The sequence below is a fragment of the Trueperella sp. HMSC08H06 genome, from assembly GCF_001808465.1.
GTDB classification, from domain to species: Bacteria; Actinomycetota; Actinomycetes; order Actinomycetales; family Actinomycetaceae; genus Trueperella; species Trueperella bernardiae.
In genome coordinates, this window is sequence record NZ_KV793344.1 from 25023 (window position 1) to 42675 (window position 17653).

General features: G+C 64.8%; 13 protein-coding genes. 9 read left to right on the plus strand and 4 right to left on the minus strand.

The features are described 5' to 3' along the window. Nucleotides 1–70: 70 nt before the first annotated feature. Nucleotides 71–2701: an ATP-dependent Clp protease ATP-binding subunit gene (locus HMPREF3174_RS02510; protein ID WP_062613225.1), complete on the plus strand. Its 2631-nt coding sequence runs from the start codon at nucleotides 71–73 to the stop codon at nucleotides 2699–2701. 196 nt (nucleotides 2702–2897) lie between these two features. Here HMPREF3174_RS02510 and rbsK read toward each other — a convergent pair whose 3' ends face one another. From rbsK to HMPREF3174_RS02530, 4 genes are all read right to left on the minus strand, one after another. Then, a complete protein-coding gene (gene rbsK, locus HMPREF3174_RS02515) occupies nucleotides 2898–3797 on the minus strand; it encodes a ribokinase (RefSeq protein WP_062613227.1) in 900 nt (299 codons plus the stop codon). Beyond that, nucleotides 3797–4813 carry an aldose 1-epimerase family protein gene (locus HMPREF3174_RS02520; RefSeq protein WP_070447728.1) on the minus strand — a complete coding sequence of 339 codons (1017 nt, stop codon included), beginning with the start codon at nucleotides 4811–4813 and terminating at the stop codon, nucleotides 3797–3799. The genes rbsK and HMPREF3174_RS02520 overlap by 1 nt, the downstream gene beginning before the upstream one ends. A 32-nt stretch (nucleotides 4814–4845) precedes the next feature. After that, nucleotides 4846–6207: an L-fucose:H+ symporter permease gene (gene fucP, locus HMPREF3174_RS02525; protein WP_070447731.1), complete on the minus strand. Its 1362-nt coding sequence runs from the start codon at nucleotides 6205–6207 to the stop codon at nucleotides 4846–4848. Nucleotides 6208–6432: 225 nt separating this feature from the next. Further along, on the minus strand, nucleotides 6433–7386 hold the full coding sequence (locus HMPREF3174_RS02530) for a sugar-binding transcriptional regulator (protein WP_070447734.1): 954 nt from the start codon (nucleotides 7384–7386) through the stop codon (nucleotides 6433–6435). 334 nt (nucleotides 7387–7720) lie between these two features. Between HMPREF3174_RS02530 and HMPREF3174_RS02535 the strand changes: the two genes are divergently transcribed. The 8 genes from HMPREF3174_RS02535 to HMPREF3174_RS02570 all read left to right on the plus strand — a co-directional run bounded on the left by HMPREF3174_RS02535 (nucleotide 7721) and on the right by HMPREF3174_RS02570 (nucleotide 17620). Then, complete coding sequence (locus HMPREF3174_RS02535) at nucleotides 7721–8740, plus strand: DUF7973 family transport facilitator (RefSeq protein ID WP_062613233.1); 1020 nt, start codon at nucleotides 7721–7723, stop codon at nucleotides 8738–8740. A 156-nt stretch (nucleotides 8741–8896) separates the two neighbouring features. Further along, entirely contained in the window at nucleotides 8897–9748 is an 852-nt protein-coding gene (locus HMPREF3174_RS02540; RefSeq protein WP_062613234.1) for an HAD-IIA family hydrolase, read from the plus strand. A 164-nt stretch (nucleotides 9749–9912) separates the two neighbouring features. Beyond that, nucleotides 9913–11496 (plus strand): FGGY-family carbohydrate kinase, encoded by a 1584-nt coding sequence (locus tag HMPREF3174_RS02545; RefSeq protein ID WP_082661124.1) that lies wholly within the window; start codon nucleotides 9913–9915, stop codon nucleotides 11494–11496. An 11-nt stretch (nucleotides 11497–11507) separates the two neighbouring features. After that, complete coding sequence (locus HMPREF3174_RS02550; RefSeq protein ID WP_070445992.1) at nucleotides 11508–12296, plus strand: DeoR/GlpR family DNA-binding transcription regulator; 789 nt, start codon at nucleotides 11508–11510, stop codon at nucleotides 12294–12296. Beyond that, the gene (locus tag HMPREF3174_RS02555) at nucleotides 12289–13656 is read left to right on the plus strand and encodes a sn-glycerol-1-phosphate dehydrogenase (protein ID WP_082661125.1); all 1368 of its coding nucleotides are present in this window, start codon (nucleotides 12289–12291) and stop codon (nucleotides 13654–13656) included. Before HMPREF3174_RS02550 ends, HMPREF3174_RS02555 begins: the two co-directional genes overlap by 8 nt. A 49-nt stretch (nucleotides 13657–13705) precedes the next feature. Further along, complete coding sequence (locus HMPREF3174_RS02560) at nucleotides 13706–15367, plus strand: ribulokinase (RefSeq protein WP_070447737.1); 1662 nt, start codon at nucleotides 13706–13708, stop codon at nucleotides 15365–15367. 2 nt (nucleotides 15368–15369) lie between these two features. Next, nucleotides 15370–16143 (plus strand): L-ribulose-5-phosphate 4-epimerase, encoded by a 774-nt coding sequence (locus HMPREF3174_RS02565; RefSeq protein WP_082661126.1) that lies wholly within the window; start codon nucleotides 15370–15372, stop codon nucleotides 16141–16143. Continuing rightward, complete coding sequence (locus tag HMPREF3174_RS02570; RefSeq protein ID WP_070445998.1) at nucleotides 16136–17620, plus strand: xylulokinase; 1485 nt, start codon at nucleotides 16136–16138, stop codon at nucleotides 17618–17620. Before HMPREF3174_RS02565 ends, HMPREF3174_RS02570 begins: the two co-directional genes overlap by 8 nt. Nucleotides 17621–17653: the final 33 nt, after the last annotated feature.

The following is a 17653-nucleotide window of genomic DNA, read 5'->3' on the forward strand; positions in this document are numbered from 1 at the left end:
GTCGTTAAGGTAAATGAGGAATCGCGGGGAGATGCACGACCCCCGCGGAATTATTTGTAAGGAGTCCAACTTGTTTGAACGGTTTACGGACCGCGCTCGGCGGGTCATTGTGCTCGCTCAGGAGTCTGCGCGGAACCTCAAGCACAATTACCTCGGCACCGAGCACATTCTGCTGGGCCTCATCAAGGAAGGTGAGGGCGTGGCGGCCAAGGCGCTCGAGTCGCTGGGGATTACGTATGACGCCGTGCAGGAGCAGGTCATCGAGATCATTGGCGAGGGGCAGGAGCAGCCGTCGGGCCATATTCCGTTCACCCCGCGCGCCAAGAAGGTGCTCGAGTACGCCATGCGTGAGGGGCTCCAGCTCGGCCATTCCTACATTGGTACCGAGCACCTGCTGCTCGGCCTGTGCCGTGAGCAGGATGGCGTGGCCGCCCAGGTGCTGGTGAAGCTGGGTGCGGACCTGGGGCGGGTGCGCCAGCAGGTCACGCAGCTACTGTCTGGCTACCAGGGGAAGGAAGCCGTGGGCGTGGGAGGCGGCGGGCCGCGCGAGGGCCAGAAGGCCGGCTCCACGATCCTTGACCAGTACGGGCGCAACCTGACCCAGGCGGCGCGTGAGAACAAGCTTGACCCGGTGATTGGGCGCCACAATGAGACCCAGCGCGTGATGCAGGTGCTCTCCCGGCGCACGAAGAACAACCCCGTGCTCATCGGTGAACCCGGCGTGGGTAAGACCGCGGTGGTGGAGGGCCTGTCGCAGGCGATTGCAGCGGGCGACGTGCCGGAGACCTTGAAGGACAAGCAGCTCTACTCGCTGGACATGGGCTCGCTGGTGGCGGGTTCGCGCTACCGCGGTGACTTCGAGGAGCGGATGAAGAAGATCCTCAAGGAGATCAACACTCGCGGGGACATCATCTTGTTCATTGACGAGATCCACACGCTCGTGGGCGCGGGCGCAGCCGAGGGCGCGCTGGACGCGGCATCGTTGCTCAAGCCCATGATGGCGCGCGGCGAACTTCAGGTCATCGGTGCCACCACTCTGGATGAGTACCGCAAGTACATTGAGAAGGACGCGGCGCTCGAGCGGCGCTTCCAGCCGATCCAGGTTGAGCAGCCGTCGGTGAAGGAGACCATCGCGATCCTCGAGGGCCTGCGCGACCGTTACGAGGCCTACCACCGCGTCACGATCACGGACGAGGCGCTCGAGGCGGCCGCCACGCTCGCGGACCGTTACATCAATGACCGCTTCCTGCCGGACAAGGCGATCGACCTGATCGACGAGGCGGGCGCGCGCCTAGCGATCCGCAAGATGACCGCGCCGCCCGAGCTGCGCGAGCTGGACGAGGAGATCGGCGAAGTCAAGCGCGCGAAGGAGGCCGCGATCGACGGCCAGGACTTCGAGAAGGCCGCCGCCCTGCGTGACCAGGAGCAGCAGCTTTCTGCCAAGCGCGCCGAGCGTGAGAAGGCGTGGAAGGAGGGCGACCTCGACGTCGTGTCGGTGGTGGACGAGGACCTCATCACCGAGGTGCTGTCCATGGCCACGGGCATCCCCGTGTTCAAGCTGACCGAGGCCGAGTCCGCCAAGCTGCTGCGCATGGAGGACGAGCTACACAAGCGTGTCATCGGCCAGGATGAGGCGGTCACGGCGCTGTCGCAGGCGATCCGCCGCACGCGCGCCGGCCTCAAGGACCCGAACCGTCCCGGCGGCTCGTTCATCTTCGCCGGCCCCACCGGCGTGGGTAAGACGGAGCTGGCGAAGGCGCTCGCGGAGTTCCTGTTCGGGGACGAGGATTCGCTCATCACGCTCGACATGTCGGAGTACTCCGAGAAGCACACGGTGTCGCGCCTGTTCGGTGCGCCCCCGGGATACGTGGGCTACGAGGAGGGCGGCCAGCTGACGGAGAAGGTGCGCCGCAAGCCGTTCTCCGTGGTGCTGTTCGACGAGGTGGAGAAGGCCCACCAGGACCTCTTCAACTCCCTGCTCCAGATTCTGGAGGAGGGGCGCCTGTCCGACTCGCAGGGCCGGGTGGTGGACTTCAAGAACACCGTTATCATCATGACCACCAACCTCGGCACGAAGGACATCGCCAAGGGAGTGCAGACCGGCTTCCAGTTCGACGCCGACACCCAGACCTCGTACGAGCGTATGAAGGGCCGCGTGTCGGAGGAGCTGAAGAACCACTTCCGGCCGGAGTTCTTGAATCGTGTGGACGACATCATTGTGTTCCCGCAGCTGCAGAAGCACGAGATCCTGCAGATCGTGGACCTCATGATCGCCAAGCTCGGTGCCCGCCTGTGGGACCAGGGTATGTCGATCGTCCTGACGGACGCGGCGAAGGACCTGCTGGCCGACCAGGGCTACGACCCGGTGCTTGGCGCCCGCCCGCTACGCCGCGCCATCCAGCGCGGGATCGAGGACATGCTCTCGGAGAAGTTGCTGTTCGGCGAGTTCACCAAGGGCCAGACCATCGTGGTGGATGTGGATCACGACGCCGTCCCGAAGACCTTCACGTTCACCGGGCACGACTCGGACTACCAGCTACCGCAGGGTGTAAAGCCGGCCGCGGAGTCCGAGCAGATCGACGGGCTGGCGCAGGCCACGTCGCTGGTGCCGGAGGGTGAGGACTCCGGCGCGGGTGCGAGTGCCTCGGGCAGCGAGCAGCCTGCCGGCGAGGACGCTTCCCCGCGCGTCGGACAGGAGTAGTTGGCTTACCCGGACCAAGCGCACGAGGGCGGCCCCGCGATGATCGCGGGGCCGCCCTCGTGCGCTTGGCTACGTGTAGCTTCCTATTTGTAACGCTAATTCCCGATGTGCAACACCAATTAAACGCTTATTGCCGTTGCATATTGCGGATTGGTGTTGCACATGCGCCCAGGGGCTGCGGCGTCCAAGCGGCGGGTTAGCCGGCGAACTCCTCGGCGGTGGCGTAGGAGGTCTGCGTGCCCTTGCGGGTCACGGAGTCGGAGGCGTAGCGGATCGCGGTCTGGATCGCGGACTCCACGTCTCCATTGGCAACCAGCTCGTGGGAGAAGCACCCGATGAAGGCATCTCCAGCCCCGGTGGTGTCCACGGCGTCAACCTTCGGCGCTTCGAAAAGCCGCGCCCCGGCGTCGTTGACCCACAGCGCGCCCTTGGAGCCGAGCGTAACGATGACGTCGTGGATGCCCGCGTCGAGGAGGGCGTGGGCGGCGTTTTCGATGTCGGCGAGCGTGTCTACCGGCATGCCCGTCAGCAGTGACAGCTCGCTTTCGTTCGGCACAAAGTACGTGCAGTCCTTGACCTTCTCCAGCTCGAGGTCCGGCTGGGCGGGCGCCGGGTTGACCAGCACCGGGATGCCGTGCTCCTTGCCGAACTGGATCGCGGCGTAGACCGTCTCGAGCGGGATCTCCAGCTGCAACACGATGAGGTGGCAAGCGGAAATCTTGTGGGCGGCGTCGTCGATGTCGGCTGGGGAGAGGTGGCCGTTGGCGCCCTTGACGATGATGATCGAGTTGTGCGACTGCGGGTCCACAAAGATCGGCGCCACGCCCGAGGTGGTGTCGGTGCGGAGGACGAACTCGGTGTCGATACCGTTGCGGCGGAAGTTGTCGATCGTGTTGTCGGCGAAGACGTCGTTGCCCACGCGCGTCAGCATGAACACCTCCGAGCCGAGGCGTGCCGCGGCCACCGCCTGGTTCGCGCCCTTGCCGCCACAGCCGATGGCGAAACTGGGCGCCTCCACCGTTTCGCCCTCGCCGGGCATGCGGTCGATATACGAGATGAGGTCGACCATGTTGGATCCGATAACTGCAATGTCCATTAGTTGCGTACTCCTGTCTTCACCGTGAACTTCTTTGTTTCGCCTGCGTTGAGCATGATGAGCATGCCGCACTTCTCGGCCGCGTTGTACCCCTCAGGCCGCGATGTGCCGGGAAGTACGAAGGCTGCGACCTGTTGATCAGCATTATAGAGAAGCCACCGTGTCGCCACGGGGAAATCCTTCGAGGAGAACTCGACGAAGAAGGCGTGCCCCTCCGGGCTCCTCAGCGTGAATTCGAGGTCGTCGCCGTAGGAGGGGAGGTCGTCGGCGAAGTAGACGATCTCCGGGTCGAACTCCTTGGCGCGATCCAGGGAGTCGGCGTCGATCTTGCCCTCGAGGATCTGCTCGTTGATCTCGGTCCACCGCGGGGTGGGGGTGACGTGCGCGGGGACGGAACGGCGTAGCTGGAACGCACCCTCGGGCAGAGACTGATTCATCGTGCCGCCCTCGACGAAGGCGTAGTTCATGTGGCACATGTACTGCAACGGCATGGGCTGGTACTCGCTGAGGTTCGTCACGGACAGGGCGATCTCGAAGTCGGATGCGCCGGCTTCGAGCCGCACCGACGGCGTCGCGCGATAGTGATGCCCGAAACCGCGCACATACTCGCGCATCGAGACCACGCGGATCGCGTCGTCGTCAATCTCCAACCAGGCCTCCTGCATGGGGGCGCAGGGGAACTCGCCGTGGAGCGGGTGGTCGTCGTCGGGAGCGGGGCAACCCGCCGCGAGGAGGCCGGAGTGGAAGGCGAAACAACCGTAGATGTCCGAAATCTCGGTGGCGGGCCGCGGCTCGGAGAACATGTTCTTCATGCGCAGGCTGTGACCGTCGAAGGCGGCGTCCCAGATGATCTGGCCCATGAAGGGCAGGACCTCGACATAGCCGCGCTCGTTCGCGATCGTCAACGATGCGATGCCACTGGGGTAACGCTTGGTCGTCGCGCGCAGGTCGCCCGAGTCGATGATGGTTTGTGGGGCGGGCTCGAAAAGAGTCTCACGAAGGGGAAGGGTGTACATATTTCCTCGAATTCTGTGGTGGTAGGAGATGGTTAGGCGACGTCCGACGACGCCGACACGCGCCGCTGCCACGCGAAGTACAGGAAGACGACGGCGAAGCACACGAGCGAGACGACGAAGGCGGTCTGCATCGAGCCGGTCGAATCGGAGACGAAGCCCTGAATCACGGGGATGACAGCGCCGCCCACGATCGACATGACGATCACGGCACCGCCGGTCTCGGTGTGGCGCTTGTCCTTGATCGAATCTAGGCTGCGGGCGTAAATGGTTGCCCAGCACGGACCGAAGAGCCCCGAGGTGAGGATCGCGAAGTACACCGCCACGATCGACGGGATGAGGATGACGCCGAGCAGGGCGGCGCAGCCGGCGGCGGCGTAACCCATCAGCACCAGGTTCTCGTCGTACTTCGTCATGAGCACGTTGGCGATCACCTTGCCCAAGAAGAACGCGATGAACGCTGCCACCATGTAGTTGGAGGCGGACCGCTCGTTGAGGTTCGGATCGAGGTTGAGGGCGAGACGAATCGTGAAGGACCACACCGCGGTCTGCATGCCGACGTACATGAACTGGGTGAAGATGCCACGGCGGAACATCGTGTTGCCGGCAAGGTAGCGCAGGGTCTCGCCGATCGAGGCCTTCACCTCATGGCCGGCCACGAGCGGCTTAGCGTGTGGCATCTGGGTCAGCACCACGAGGATCAGCAGGATTGCGAGAACGATGATGATGAATCGGTAGGGGCCGAGCGTGCGCTGGAGCATCTGCTCAGCGAGCTCGCGCTGGGCATCGGTGCCGAGGCTGCCGAACTGCTTGTGGAGGGCCTCGCCCTCGGTGAAGACCAGGTACTTGCCGAGCAGGATGCCGAAGATCGAGCCGAGCGGGTAGAAGGTCTGCGAGATATTGAGGCGGAGGGTGGCCAGGCGGCGCGGCCCGAGCATGGAGGAGTACGTGTTGCACGACGTCTCCAGGAAGGACAGGCCGGTCGCGATCGCAAACAGTGCCGCGAGGAATACCGAATACGTGGCCATGTGCGAGGCGGGGAAGAACATCGTGCACCCGATGATGTAGAAGCACAGGCCGATGAGGATGCCGCTCTTGTAGCTCCACTTGCGGATGATGCGCGACGCCGGAATCGCCAGGAGGAAGTAGCCGCCGTAGAAGGCGGACTGGACGAAGGCGGAGGCGAAGTCCGACAGGGTGAAGATGGTCTTGAACTGGGTGATGAGGATGTCGTTGAGGCTTGCGGCCGCGCCCCACATGGGGAAGCAGATTGAAACCAGGATGTATTGGAACATGGGTGTCTTGGACAGGTACCCGTCGGGCATTTGTCGTGAGGTGTCCTTGATGACACCGAAGGAGGTGTTCTTCTTCCCGATGACGTCGTTGTCGATACTCATGTCTTCTTCCTTGATGACGAGTAGTGTGTGACTTTGCCATGACGGCTATCACGTTGCGGTGCATTGAGAATAAGACGGCGCAAGGTACCTGGGAAGGGGGCGGAGGAACGAATGTTCGCGCCGCGAAACGTTGCTAGAAAGCCGAAAAGTGACAGTTTTGAGCGGGTGTAAAGCGGCGATTTGGATCAAATGACGCGAAGTGGAACATTTGTTCCGCACGGGCTTTTAGCCTTGTCGCATGTGAAGAATTGCCGTGGCAGTCGTGTAATCGAGCACGACCCGGTTCGCGTACCCGTTCTCAAGGCAGGCGAGGATGGCGTGCATCTTGTCTCCTCCTCCAGCGATGAGGAGCTTCTGGTCCTTGGCGCGCAGATCGGGTAGGGAGATCCCGATCGTCTTGTTGTTGATGTCGGGCAGGCAGATGCGCCCGTGCTTGTCGACAAAACGCCCGCAGATGTCGCCCACTGCGCGCCGGCCGAGCACGTCGACGTCGTGCGCGGAGAGTGTCATCTTAGGCAGGGTGGGGAGGCTGGCCCCGACTCTCCCGACCGTGAAGATCGCGATCCTCGCCCGCGCGCCGAACGCCAGAATCGGGCGGACGTGGTCTTCTTGGGCGAGGCGGTTCCTCATCGACACCGACTGGACGAACGCGGGAACGGGCAGCGTGTGGCAATGCGCGCCGAGCGAGCCGGCGAACGTGGCGACGACGCGCTGGTTTTCATCCCCACCCAAGAAACCGCCGGCGAGTTGGACGACCGTCAGATTCTGGCGGCGCGAGACCTCCAGGTGCTCGGCCACGGCACGCATGGTTCGGGACGGGGCGACGCCGATGATGTCGCCGTCGCGCACCATCTCGCCGATGGTGCGGGCGGCGGCTGCCGCAAGGGAGTTGCGCAACGAATCCTGGGTGGGAAGTGGGGGTGAGACGAGCACGACGTCGATCAGCCCATAGCGTTGCTTGAGCTTGGTGATGACGTCCTTGCTTTGGTCGCGCGGATCGATGACGCTGATGCGGATGAAACCCTGCCGCTGTGCGTAGGCGAGCATTTTTGATACGGTGGGCCGCGAAATGTGCAGGTCGCTGGCCACCTCGGCCTGGGTCTTCCCCGAGTAGTAGAGCTTGGCGGCGTTGATCGCGAGGATGTCGCGTTCGGTCAGCTCTTCGGGTGTGTTAGGCATGCTTCATTATAGGGCGCGCCCTGGTTGGCGCTAGTGGCGTGCCGACGACGCCGTCGCCCGGCTCGCGCCCGCCCGGCCCGGCATCTCGGGCGCAGTGCGCCCCGTCACAGCACCTATGAGCAAATTGACGTCACCTATGTGAAAACAAACAAATCCAATGCTACTTTGGGCTTCAGATAGTGAACTGGCCCGGCACAGCCTGGCCGAAACGTCGCCGTAGCACAACGGATGTGGTGCGGGGGCGGGTCAGGGATCTAGCTACGGATGATCGCCGGCCACGTTGGCTTGGCGTTCAGCTCACACACTCGTATATCACCTTGACAAAGGAGTCCACATGGAAATTGATATCTTCTGGCTGGTCGCCGCCTTTGGTGGTGGCGCATTTGGTGCAGCCATTGGAGGTCAGACGGCCTTTATCTTCACCGGTCTCATGTACCTGATCGGCCTCGGCGTGTACATGGCTGGTATGGATGCGAGCCCGTACATGGATTCTGTGGTGTTCGGCCCGGTCTTCGGCCCGCACATCGCATTCGCTGGTGGCGCCACGGCGGCCGCCTACGCCGCGTGGAAGGGCGCGATGCCGAAGGGGACGAACGGTAGAGATATCGTGACCCCGCTGGCGGGCCTGGGCCGTTCGGACATCCTCGTTGTCGGTGGTGTGACCGGCATGATCGGTTACATCCTGAACCTCGCCATCGCTCAAGTGCTGCCCACCCTTCGGACTGACCCGCTGCTGCACTACGGCAATGAGGCGCTCGGCTCCACTGACACGGTGGCTCTGACGATTATTATCATCGCGATTGTTACTCGTTTCGTCTTCGGTAAGACGGGCATTTTCAACAAGGTCAACGGCCTTGGCCTGCTCGAGGTTGGCGAGGGCAAGCACTGGGTGGAGCACCAGGAGAAGTGGTCGGTGACGGCCACTCACGGTCTGACCTCCGGTCTGCTGTCGGCGTTCGGCACGCTCGTGGTTGTCCAGCACTTCTTCGAGGTGTCGGGTGGCGCGATCGCGAACCACGCTCAGCTGCTCGGCTGGGCGATCTCGGCTGTCACGCTCATTTTCCTCACCTGTGGTCTGCCCACGCCGGTGACCCACCACATGACGATCCTGGCCTCGATCGCGGCGCTGCGCTTCATGCCGATCATTGCTGGCACGTCGGATCCGGCGATGTGGACCGCGGGTAACCTCGCGCTGGCCTGCATCATCGGTGGCATCTTCGGCATCCTCGGCGGTCTGCTGGGTGAGCTCCTCGCTCGTATGACGAACTCGAACGGCGACACCCACATCGATCCCCCGGCCTTCGCCATCTGGATCGGTACCACCCTCATCCACGTCACCGCTGTCATCATGTAGCGTGTGCTCCCGCCCGGCTTTCGGGCCGGGCGGGAGGGCACTGCCCCACGACGCCGTCGCCCCGGCACCCCGCCCAGCACGGCAACTCTCGTCCCCAACGGCCACCTGGACACTTGGCCACCAACCCCCGCCGCCACTTTTCGAACAGGGATTTTCATGCAGTACTCTTCTCCGACCAAGCTCTATGACGCCTATGTCTTTGACCAGGACGGCACGATTTACCTCGGCGACCACCTGCTACCGGGCGCGAAGCGCCTGATCGAGGGCCTGCGCAAGCTGGGCAAGCCGGTGCGTTTCCTGTCGAATAATCCCACGAAGGATCCGCAGGATTACGTGGAGAAGTTGGAGCGGCTGGGGATTCCCGCGCCCTTGAGCGAGATCGCGAACACGGTGGTGACCACCACCCGTTGGCTCAAGGCTCACTATCCGGACGCCACGGTCTTCCCGATTTCGGAGGAGCCGCTGAAGAAGGCGCTGCGTGAGGCCGGCATCAAGATGAGTGAGAACCCGGAGGAGATCGACATCGTGATCGCCTCCTACGATCGCACCTTCGATTACCGCAAGCTTCAGATCGCGTTTGACGCGATCTGGTTCCACAAGCGGGCTTTCCTTATTACGACGAACCCGGATCGTTACTGCCCGTTCCCCGGCGGGCGTGGCGAGCCGGATGCGGCCTCCATCGTGGCGGCCATTGAGGCCTGCACGGGAACGAAACTCAAGGCCAATATGGGAAAGCCGGAGCCGGCGATGCTCGAGGCGGCTCTCGGGGATCTGGATGTAGATCCCGCCAACTGCATGATGGTGGGCGACCGTCTTCACACCGACATCGGTATGGCGGTCAACACCGGGATGGCCTCCGCCCTGCTGCTGACGGGTGATAGCACGGCCGAGGAGGCCGAGGCGCTTGACCCGGCCCACCAGCCCACCTACGTCCTGGACCGCATTGATCACCTCATCCCCGACGATATCCGCGCCCAGTGGGGGTGGTCCGATTCGGATGAAGATTAACGCTTGCGCCTGACGGGTGCCCGACGACGACGTCGTTCCGGCTCGCGCTCGCATCCCCGGCCCGCCGCCTGTGAGCGGCTCGCCCGCCGAACCCGCAACCTAGCTTGCTCCGCCCCAAGACGGCGCACCAACAGTTACCAATCATTTAACTCAAGGAAGAGAAGATGTCTACAGCAGCAGTCAACCGCTACACCATGGGCCCCTACCTCATGGGTATTGATTTCGGTACGGAGTCGTGTCGCGTTGGTATTTTTGACACGGTCGGTTCGCCGGTGGCGTTCGCGGCCACCCCGTACACCACCACCCACCCGCACCCGGGGTGGGCGGAGCAGAGCCCGGATGACTGGTGGCAGGCGCTGATCGCCTCCACGCACCGCGTGATGGCTCGCGCGGGCATTGAGCCGCCGGAGATCGCGGGTATTTCGTATGATGCGACCACGATGACCGTGGTGCCGATGGACCAAAACGGCGAGGCGCTGCGTAACGCGATCATGTGGATGGACGTGCGCGCCACGGAGCAGGCGGCCCGCGTGGCCGAATCGGATTCGCCGGTCACCCGCTACACGGGCGGTGGCACTCTGCCGCCCACGGCCGAGTGGTACCCGTTCAAGGCGGCGTGGCTGCGCGAGAACGAGCCGGACATTTACAAGCGCGCCTACAAGCTGCTGGATGCCCCGGACTGGCTGACCTACCAGCTGACCGGCCAGTGGACCCAGAACATCAACACCGCAGCACACCGCGCCTACTACGACCGTGACAATGGTGGCTGGCCGGTGGACCTGTACGAGCAGGCCGGCGCAGGCGACGTCTTCGACAAGCTGCCCGAGCGCGTGGTGGACCTCGGCGTGCCGCTGGGCGGCCTGACCAAGCGCGCGGCGGAGGCCCTTGGCCTCATCCCGGGCACCCCGGTGGCCCAGGGCGGCGGCGACGCCTGGCACGGCCAGATCGGCCTCAACGTGCTCTCCCCGGGCAAGATGTCGCTGGTGACGGGCTCGTCCCACGTCATGTCCGGCCAGGCTGTGGAGCCGGTGTCCGGCCCGGGCTTCTTCGGAGGCTACACGGACGGTGTCGTGCCCGGTCAGTACACGGTGGAGACGTCGCTGACGTCGTCGGGATCGGTGCTGAAGTGGTTTAAGGACCAGTTCTGCCAGGACATCGAGAAGGCGGCCAACGAGATCGGCATCGGCGCCTACGACGTGATGAATACCCGTTCGAAGGATATCCCGATCGGTTGCGAGGGCCTCATCATCAACGAGTACTTCCAGGGCAACCGCACCCCGTGGTCGGACGCGAAGGCGCGCGGTGTGTTCACCGGCCTGTCGCTGTCCCACACCCGCGAGCACGTCTACCGCGCCATCCAGGAGGCGGTGTGCTACGGCGTCGAAGCGTCGATGCGTAAGCTGCGCGAGGCGGGCTTCGAGGTCCAGGAGTTCGTGGCCTGCGGTGGAGCTACGAAGTCGCGTGAGTGGACTCAGATGCACGCCGACGTCACGGGCGTGCCGATCACGCTCACGGAGGTCGGCGACGCCGTCACACTCGGCTCGTGCATCCTCGCCGCTTCCGGCGCGGGCCTGTACGACTCGGTGCAGGACGCCGCGAACCACATGGTTCACGAGCGTGAGCGCATCGAGCCGAACATGAACCGCCACGAGGAGTACAAGTTCTTCGCGGACAAGTACATCGAGCAGTACGCGGTCAACCAGGAGCACATCCACACGGTGGTTGACTACGTGGCCGGACAGCGCTGAGAGATCTGATCATGGCGAAGGCGACCCAGGAGGAGCGGCAGGCTCGCATTGTCGAGTTGATCATCGACCATGGCTCGCTGCGGGTCGATGACCTGGCCGACCTCTTCGGCGTCTCCGTCATGACCCTCTACCGCGATCTTGCGGCCCTCGAGGCCCACCAGGTCATTGCGCGCCACCGCGGCACGGTCTCCTTGCTGGTGTCCTCCATTTCGGAGGCGCCGTTCGCCTTCCGTCTCTACCAGGAGACGGAGGCGAAGGAGGCCGTGGCGCGGGAGGCGGCGCGGCTGGTCTCGCGGTACTCGTCGATTTTCGTGGACGATTCGTCTACGGCTTACCTGGCGCTTGACCACATCGGCGTTCCCGAGTCGAAGGCGTTCATCACGAACGCCTCACACGCGGCGATCAAGATCGGGGCGGGCGAGCACCAGTCGCTGACCATGCTGGGCGGCCGGTTCGACCGGGCCCTGGATGCCTACTTCGGGCCGACCACGAACCGGCAGGTGGGCGAGCTCGCCTTCGAGACGGCGCTGATCGGCGCGGCGTCGGTCAAGGATGGCTCGATCTACCACCCCTTCAGCGAGGCGGCCCTGTTCAAGCGCGAGGTCATCGCCCGCACCGAGGTGCCGATCCTCGCGATCACCGCAGACAAGCTGAGCCGCGTGGCACTCCACCGGCTCGCTGACCTGTCAGATTTTTCGTACCTGATCATTGATGACACCGTCACGGACCAGGACCTGAACTACTTACATACGCTTACCAATGTCATTGTTGCCAACAAGGAAGGGAAGGACAATGTCTGAGCTCATTAACAAGGCACTGAAGACTGCCACCGAAACGAAGGACATCATCTTCGGTGATGATGTGAACAAGGAGGCCGGTGCCCTGTTTGCGCGCCTCTACCCGGACCAGAAGGTGCTGGTGGTGGCAGACGAGAACACCTACGGCGCAGTCGGCGACACGGTGGTGGCCTCGCTGCGTGAGGCCGGGGTGGAGTTCGCGGACGAGCCCTACATTTTCCCCGGCACCCCCACCCTGTATGGCGACTACGTCAACGTTTCCAAGCTGCGCGAGGTGATCCGCCCGTACGAGAACACGGTGGTCATGTCGCTCGGTGCGGGCACGCTCAACGACATCGCGAAGCTGGCCTCGGGCGAGCTCGGGCGCGAGTACATCAACGTGTGTACCGCGGCGTCGGTGGATGGTTTTTGCTCGTTCGGCGCGTCGATCTCGAAGGACGGCTTCAAGATCACGCGTAACTGCCCGGCCCCCGCGGGCCTGGTGATGGACATTCAGACGATGATGGAGGCCCCCTACCGCCTCACCGCCACCGGCTATGGCGACCTCATTGAGAAGATTCCAGCGGGCGCGGACTGGATCCTGTCCGACGAGCTGGGCATCGAGCCGATCGATGACTACGTGTGGAGCCTGGTGCAGGGCCCGCTCATGGATTCGCTCGGCGACCCGGAGGCCGTGCGCAACTGTGAGCACGACGCGATCGCCAAGCTCGGCGAGGGCCAGGTCATGTCTGGGCTTGCCATGCAGGCACACCAGTCTTCCCGCCCGGCGTCGGGCGCGGGCCACCAGTTCTCCCACGTGTGGGAAATGGAGGGTCACGGCCTGGATTGGGAGCCGCCGCTCAGCCACGGCAACAAGGTGGGCGTGGGCACGGTGGCCTCGCTCGCGATCTGGGAGGAGTTCTTGAAGCTGACGGAGGCTGACTTCGACGCCGAGCGCGCCGTGGCCGCGATGAAGACCCCCGAGGAGGTGGAGGCGAACGTGCGCGCCACGCTCATCCCTACCATCGCCGAGGAGGCGGTCAAGCACTCGGTGGGCAAGCTCTTGCCCGAGGATCAGCTGCGTGAGCGCATCGCGCTGCTGAAGGAAAAGTGGCCCACGATCAAGGCGCGCTGCGAGGCTCAGATCATCCCGGCCCAGCAGGCGTGGGACATGCTGAAGACCGCGGGCGCCCCCTACCACCCGGAGATGCTGAAGATCGATTGGGATCGCTTCCGCGAGACCCACTACAAGGCCCAGATGATCCGTCCACGCTACACGGTGCTCGACGTGCTCATGGACCTCGGCCTCTACGACGACGTCGTGGCCCGGCTCTTCTCACCCGAGGGCTTCTGGGGCCGTCACCCGCACCCGGACGCCGAATAGTCGGCGCCAACGCAAGAAGTAGACACGAACAACGCAAAGGAGCGTCAACATGTCAGAAAAGTATTTGGTCGGCGTTGACTTCGGTACGCTGTCGGGCCGCGCGATCGTGGTGCGCGCCTCCGACGGCGTCCAGGTGGGCACGTCGGTCAGCCACTACAAGCACGCGGTCATGGACCGCACCCTCGATGCGGGCGACGGCCAGAAGCTGCCCCCGGAGTTCGCTCTGCAAAACCCGGGCGACTACGTGGACGTGCTCACGGATGCCATTCCGGGCGCGATCAAGGACGCGGGGATTGACCCGGCCGACGTCGTCGGTGTGGGCATCGATGCCACCTCGGCCACGGTGTTTGTCACGGACGCTGAGGGCACCCCGCTGTGCGAGAAGGAAGAGTTCAAGAACAACCCGCACGCCTACGTCAAGCTGTGGAAGCACCACGGCGGGCAGGACCAGGCCGACCGCATCATTGCGCTCGCCGAGGAGCGCGGGGAGGAGTGGCTGGAGCGCTACGGCGGCATCCTGTCTTCCGAAATGCTCTTCCCGAAGATCCTGGAGACGTACGAGAAGGCGCCGGAGGTGTATGCGGCGGCGGACGTCGTCGTGAACCTGCTGGACTGGATCACGTGGAAGCTGACGGGCGAGCTGACGTTCGCGGCTTCCGATTCGGGCTACAAGCGGATGCTGACGGACGGGGAGTACCCGAGCCGGGAATTCTGTGAGGCGCTCGCACCGGGGTTTGGCCCGGTGTTCGAGGAGAAGATGAACGCGCCGATCAAGCAGTTGGGCGAGAAGGTGGGCGGCCTGTCGGCTGAGGCTGCCAATCTCACCGGGCTGCCGGAAGGCATCGCGGTGGCGTCGGGCAATATTGACGCCCACGTCGTCGTGGCCGGCGCTAACGCGGTCAAGCCGGGGCAGATGACGGCGATCATCGGCACGTCGGGCTGCTACGTCATCAACAGCGAAGGCTACAAGCCGGTTCCCGGCGTGTTCGGCAACGTTGAGGGCGGCGCGGTCCCGGGCCTGTGGGGCATCGAGGGCGGGCAGACCGCCGTGGGCGACGTCTTCGCCTGGTTCGAGGATAACGCCGTGCCCGAGCGCTACGAGCAGGCCGCCCGCGAGGAGGGCATCTCGGTGCTCGAATACATGATGCACCGCGCGTTCGCGATGGAGATCGGCGAGCACGGCCTCATCGCCCTCGACTGGCTCAACGGCAACCGCTCGATCCTGTCCGACGCGCGCCTGTCCGGCTCGATCATCGGCATCACGCTGCAGACCCGCCCAGAGGACATCTACCGCGCCCTCATGGAGGCCACAGTGTTCGGCATCCGCGTGATCGTGGACAACTTCGAAGAGCACGGCGTACCGGTCACGGAGATCGTGGCCGCCGGCGGCCTGCTCAAGAACCACCACTTCATGCAGATGCTCGCCGACATCACGCGCCGCCCCGTCTCCGTCTCCGACGCGGAACAGACGGGCGCGCTCGGCTCGGCGATCTTCGCGGCGGTCGCGGCCGGCGTGTACGACGACGTCTACGCGGCAGCCACGGCCATGTCCCACGTGACCGAACACAAGTACGTGCCGAACGAGGACGCCTCCGATAAGTACGAGGAGCTCTACGGCATCTACCGCGAGCTGCATGACTTCTTCGGCCGGGGCGAGAACCAGATCATGCACCGCCTGAAGGACATCCGCGCCCGGGCGTTCGGAGAGTGACGATGAAGCTTTCCGAGCTTTCACCGAAGGTGCAGGAGGCCGTGGCGGCGGCTCGGCGTGAGGTGTGCGACCTTCACGCCGAGTTGCCCGCCAACGGGCTGGTGGTCTGGACGGCGGGCAACGTCTCGCAGCGTGTGGCCGGGGCGGACCTGTTCGTCATCAAACCATCCGGCGTGCGCTACGACGAGCTCACCCCCGAAAAGATGGTGGTGTGCACGCTGGACGGCAACAAGATTGAGGACGGGACGGCGGACGCCCTGTCGCCGTCGTCAGACACGGCGGCTCACGCCTACGTCTACCGGCACATGCCCGAGGTGGGCGGCGTGGTCCACACGCATTCGCCGTACGCGTGCGCGTTTGCGGCCGTGCACCGGCCCATCCCGTGTGTGCTCACGATGATGGCCGACGAGTTCGGCGGGGACGTGCCCGTGGGCCCGTTCGCGATCATCGGAGACGACTCGATCGGCCGCGGCATTGTTGCCACCCTCGCGCAGTCGCGCTCGCCGGCGGTGCTCATGGGCAACCACGGCCCATTCACGGTGGGCAAGGACGCCACGGCGGCGGTCAAGGCCGCGGTCATGGTGGAGGAGGTGGCCAAGACCGTGGCCATCGCTGAGGGGCTCGGCACCCCGCGCCCGATCGCCCAGGAGCACATCGACTCGCTCTACGCCCGCTACCAAAACGTCTACGGGCAAGCCGACGACGCCGATGGCGCGGCTGGCGCTGTGGACGGGGCTGGCGCGGACGGCGTCGTGAAGGACGAGGCCGATGAGTGAGCTGGTTATTGCGATTGATTCGTCGACGTCGGCGTCGAAGGCCGTGGTGGTGGACGCGAGCGGGGCGGTGCTTGCCACCGGGCACGCGCCGATCGAGCTACTGACCCCGGGGATGGACCGCTACGAGCACGACCCACGCCAGTGGTGGACCTCCACCCACGCGGCGATCACCGAGGCGCTGGGCGCGCTGTCGGAGGCGGATCGGGCGCGGGTGCGCGGCATCTGCATCACGCACCAGCGCGAGTCCTTTGCGCTGGTGGACGAGGCGGGCGAAGCGCTACGGCCCGCGATCCTGTGGCTGGATTCGCGCGCGGGCGCGCAGATCAAGAAGTACGGATCGCTCGAGATTCACGAGCTGTCCGGCAAGCCGGCCGACACGACGCCGGCCATCTACAAGATGGCGTGGCTGAAGGAAAACGAGCCGGAGGTGCTTGCGCGGGCTGCGAAGGTGGTGGACGTGCATGCCTACCTCGCCAAGCAGTTGGTGGGCAGGTGGGTGTCGGCGATGGGGTCGGCGGACACGCTCAACCTCATGGACATCAAGGCACAGGACTACTCAGACAAGCTACTCGAGATCGCGGGCGTGCGCCGCGACCAGATGGCCGAGCTCGCCAAGCCCACCGAAACCATCGGCGCTCTCAAGCCGGAGCTGGCCGACGAGTGGGGGCTGGGCGAGGTGGTGCTCATCGCCGGAGTTGGCGACGGGCAGGCCTCCGGGCTTGGCACCAACGCGATCGACCAGGACACGGCCTACGTCAACGTCGGCACGTCCGTGGTGTGCGGGATCCACTCGCCCGACTTCGCCTTCGACCCCTCCTACCGCACGCTACTGGCCGGGATCCCGGGCCAGTACGTGCTGGAGATCGTGCAGAATTCGGGCTCGGTGCTGCTCAACTGGTTCCGCAAGGAGCTGGGCGACCCGGCGCTCGAGGGCAAGATCGACCCCGAGCTCGACGCGGCGGCCGCCAAGGTCCCGCTCGGCGCGGAGGGCCTGCTCACCGTGCCGTACTGGAACGCCGTGCAGTCCCCGTACTGGGAGCCGTTCGCGCGTGGGATCATGGTCGGCTTCGGCTCGGCCCACACCCGCGCCCACCTCTACCGCTCCCTCATGGAGGGCATTGCCCTCGAACTGCGCGAAAACATCCGCCGGGTGGAAGCCTCCACCGGGCGCACCATCCGCGAACTGCGCGCCACCGGCGGCGGCTCGCGCAACCCGCTCTGGCGCCAGATCTTCGCTGATGCCACCGGAAAACCGATCGTGGTCTCCGGAGTGGACGAGGTCAGCGCCCAGGGCGCGGCCATTATGGGCATGGTGGGTATCGGCGCCTTCCCCGACGTGGCAAGTGCCGCCGACGCCATGACCAGCTTCATCGACCGCACCGAACCCGACCTCGACGCCCACGAACGCTACGGGAAGATCGCCCAGCTCCAGCAGAAGATCTACCCCGCGCTCGCGGACTTGTTCGAGCAGGAGTAGAGGCGGCGGGTGCGGCAGGGTGCCGCACCCGCC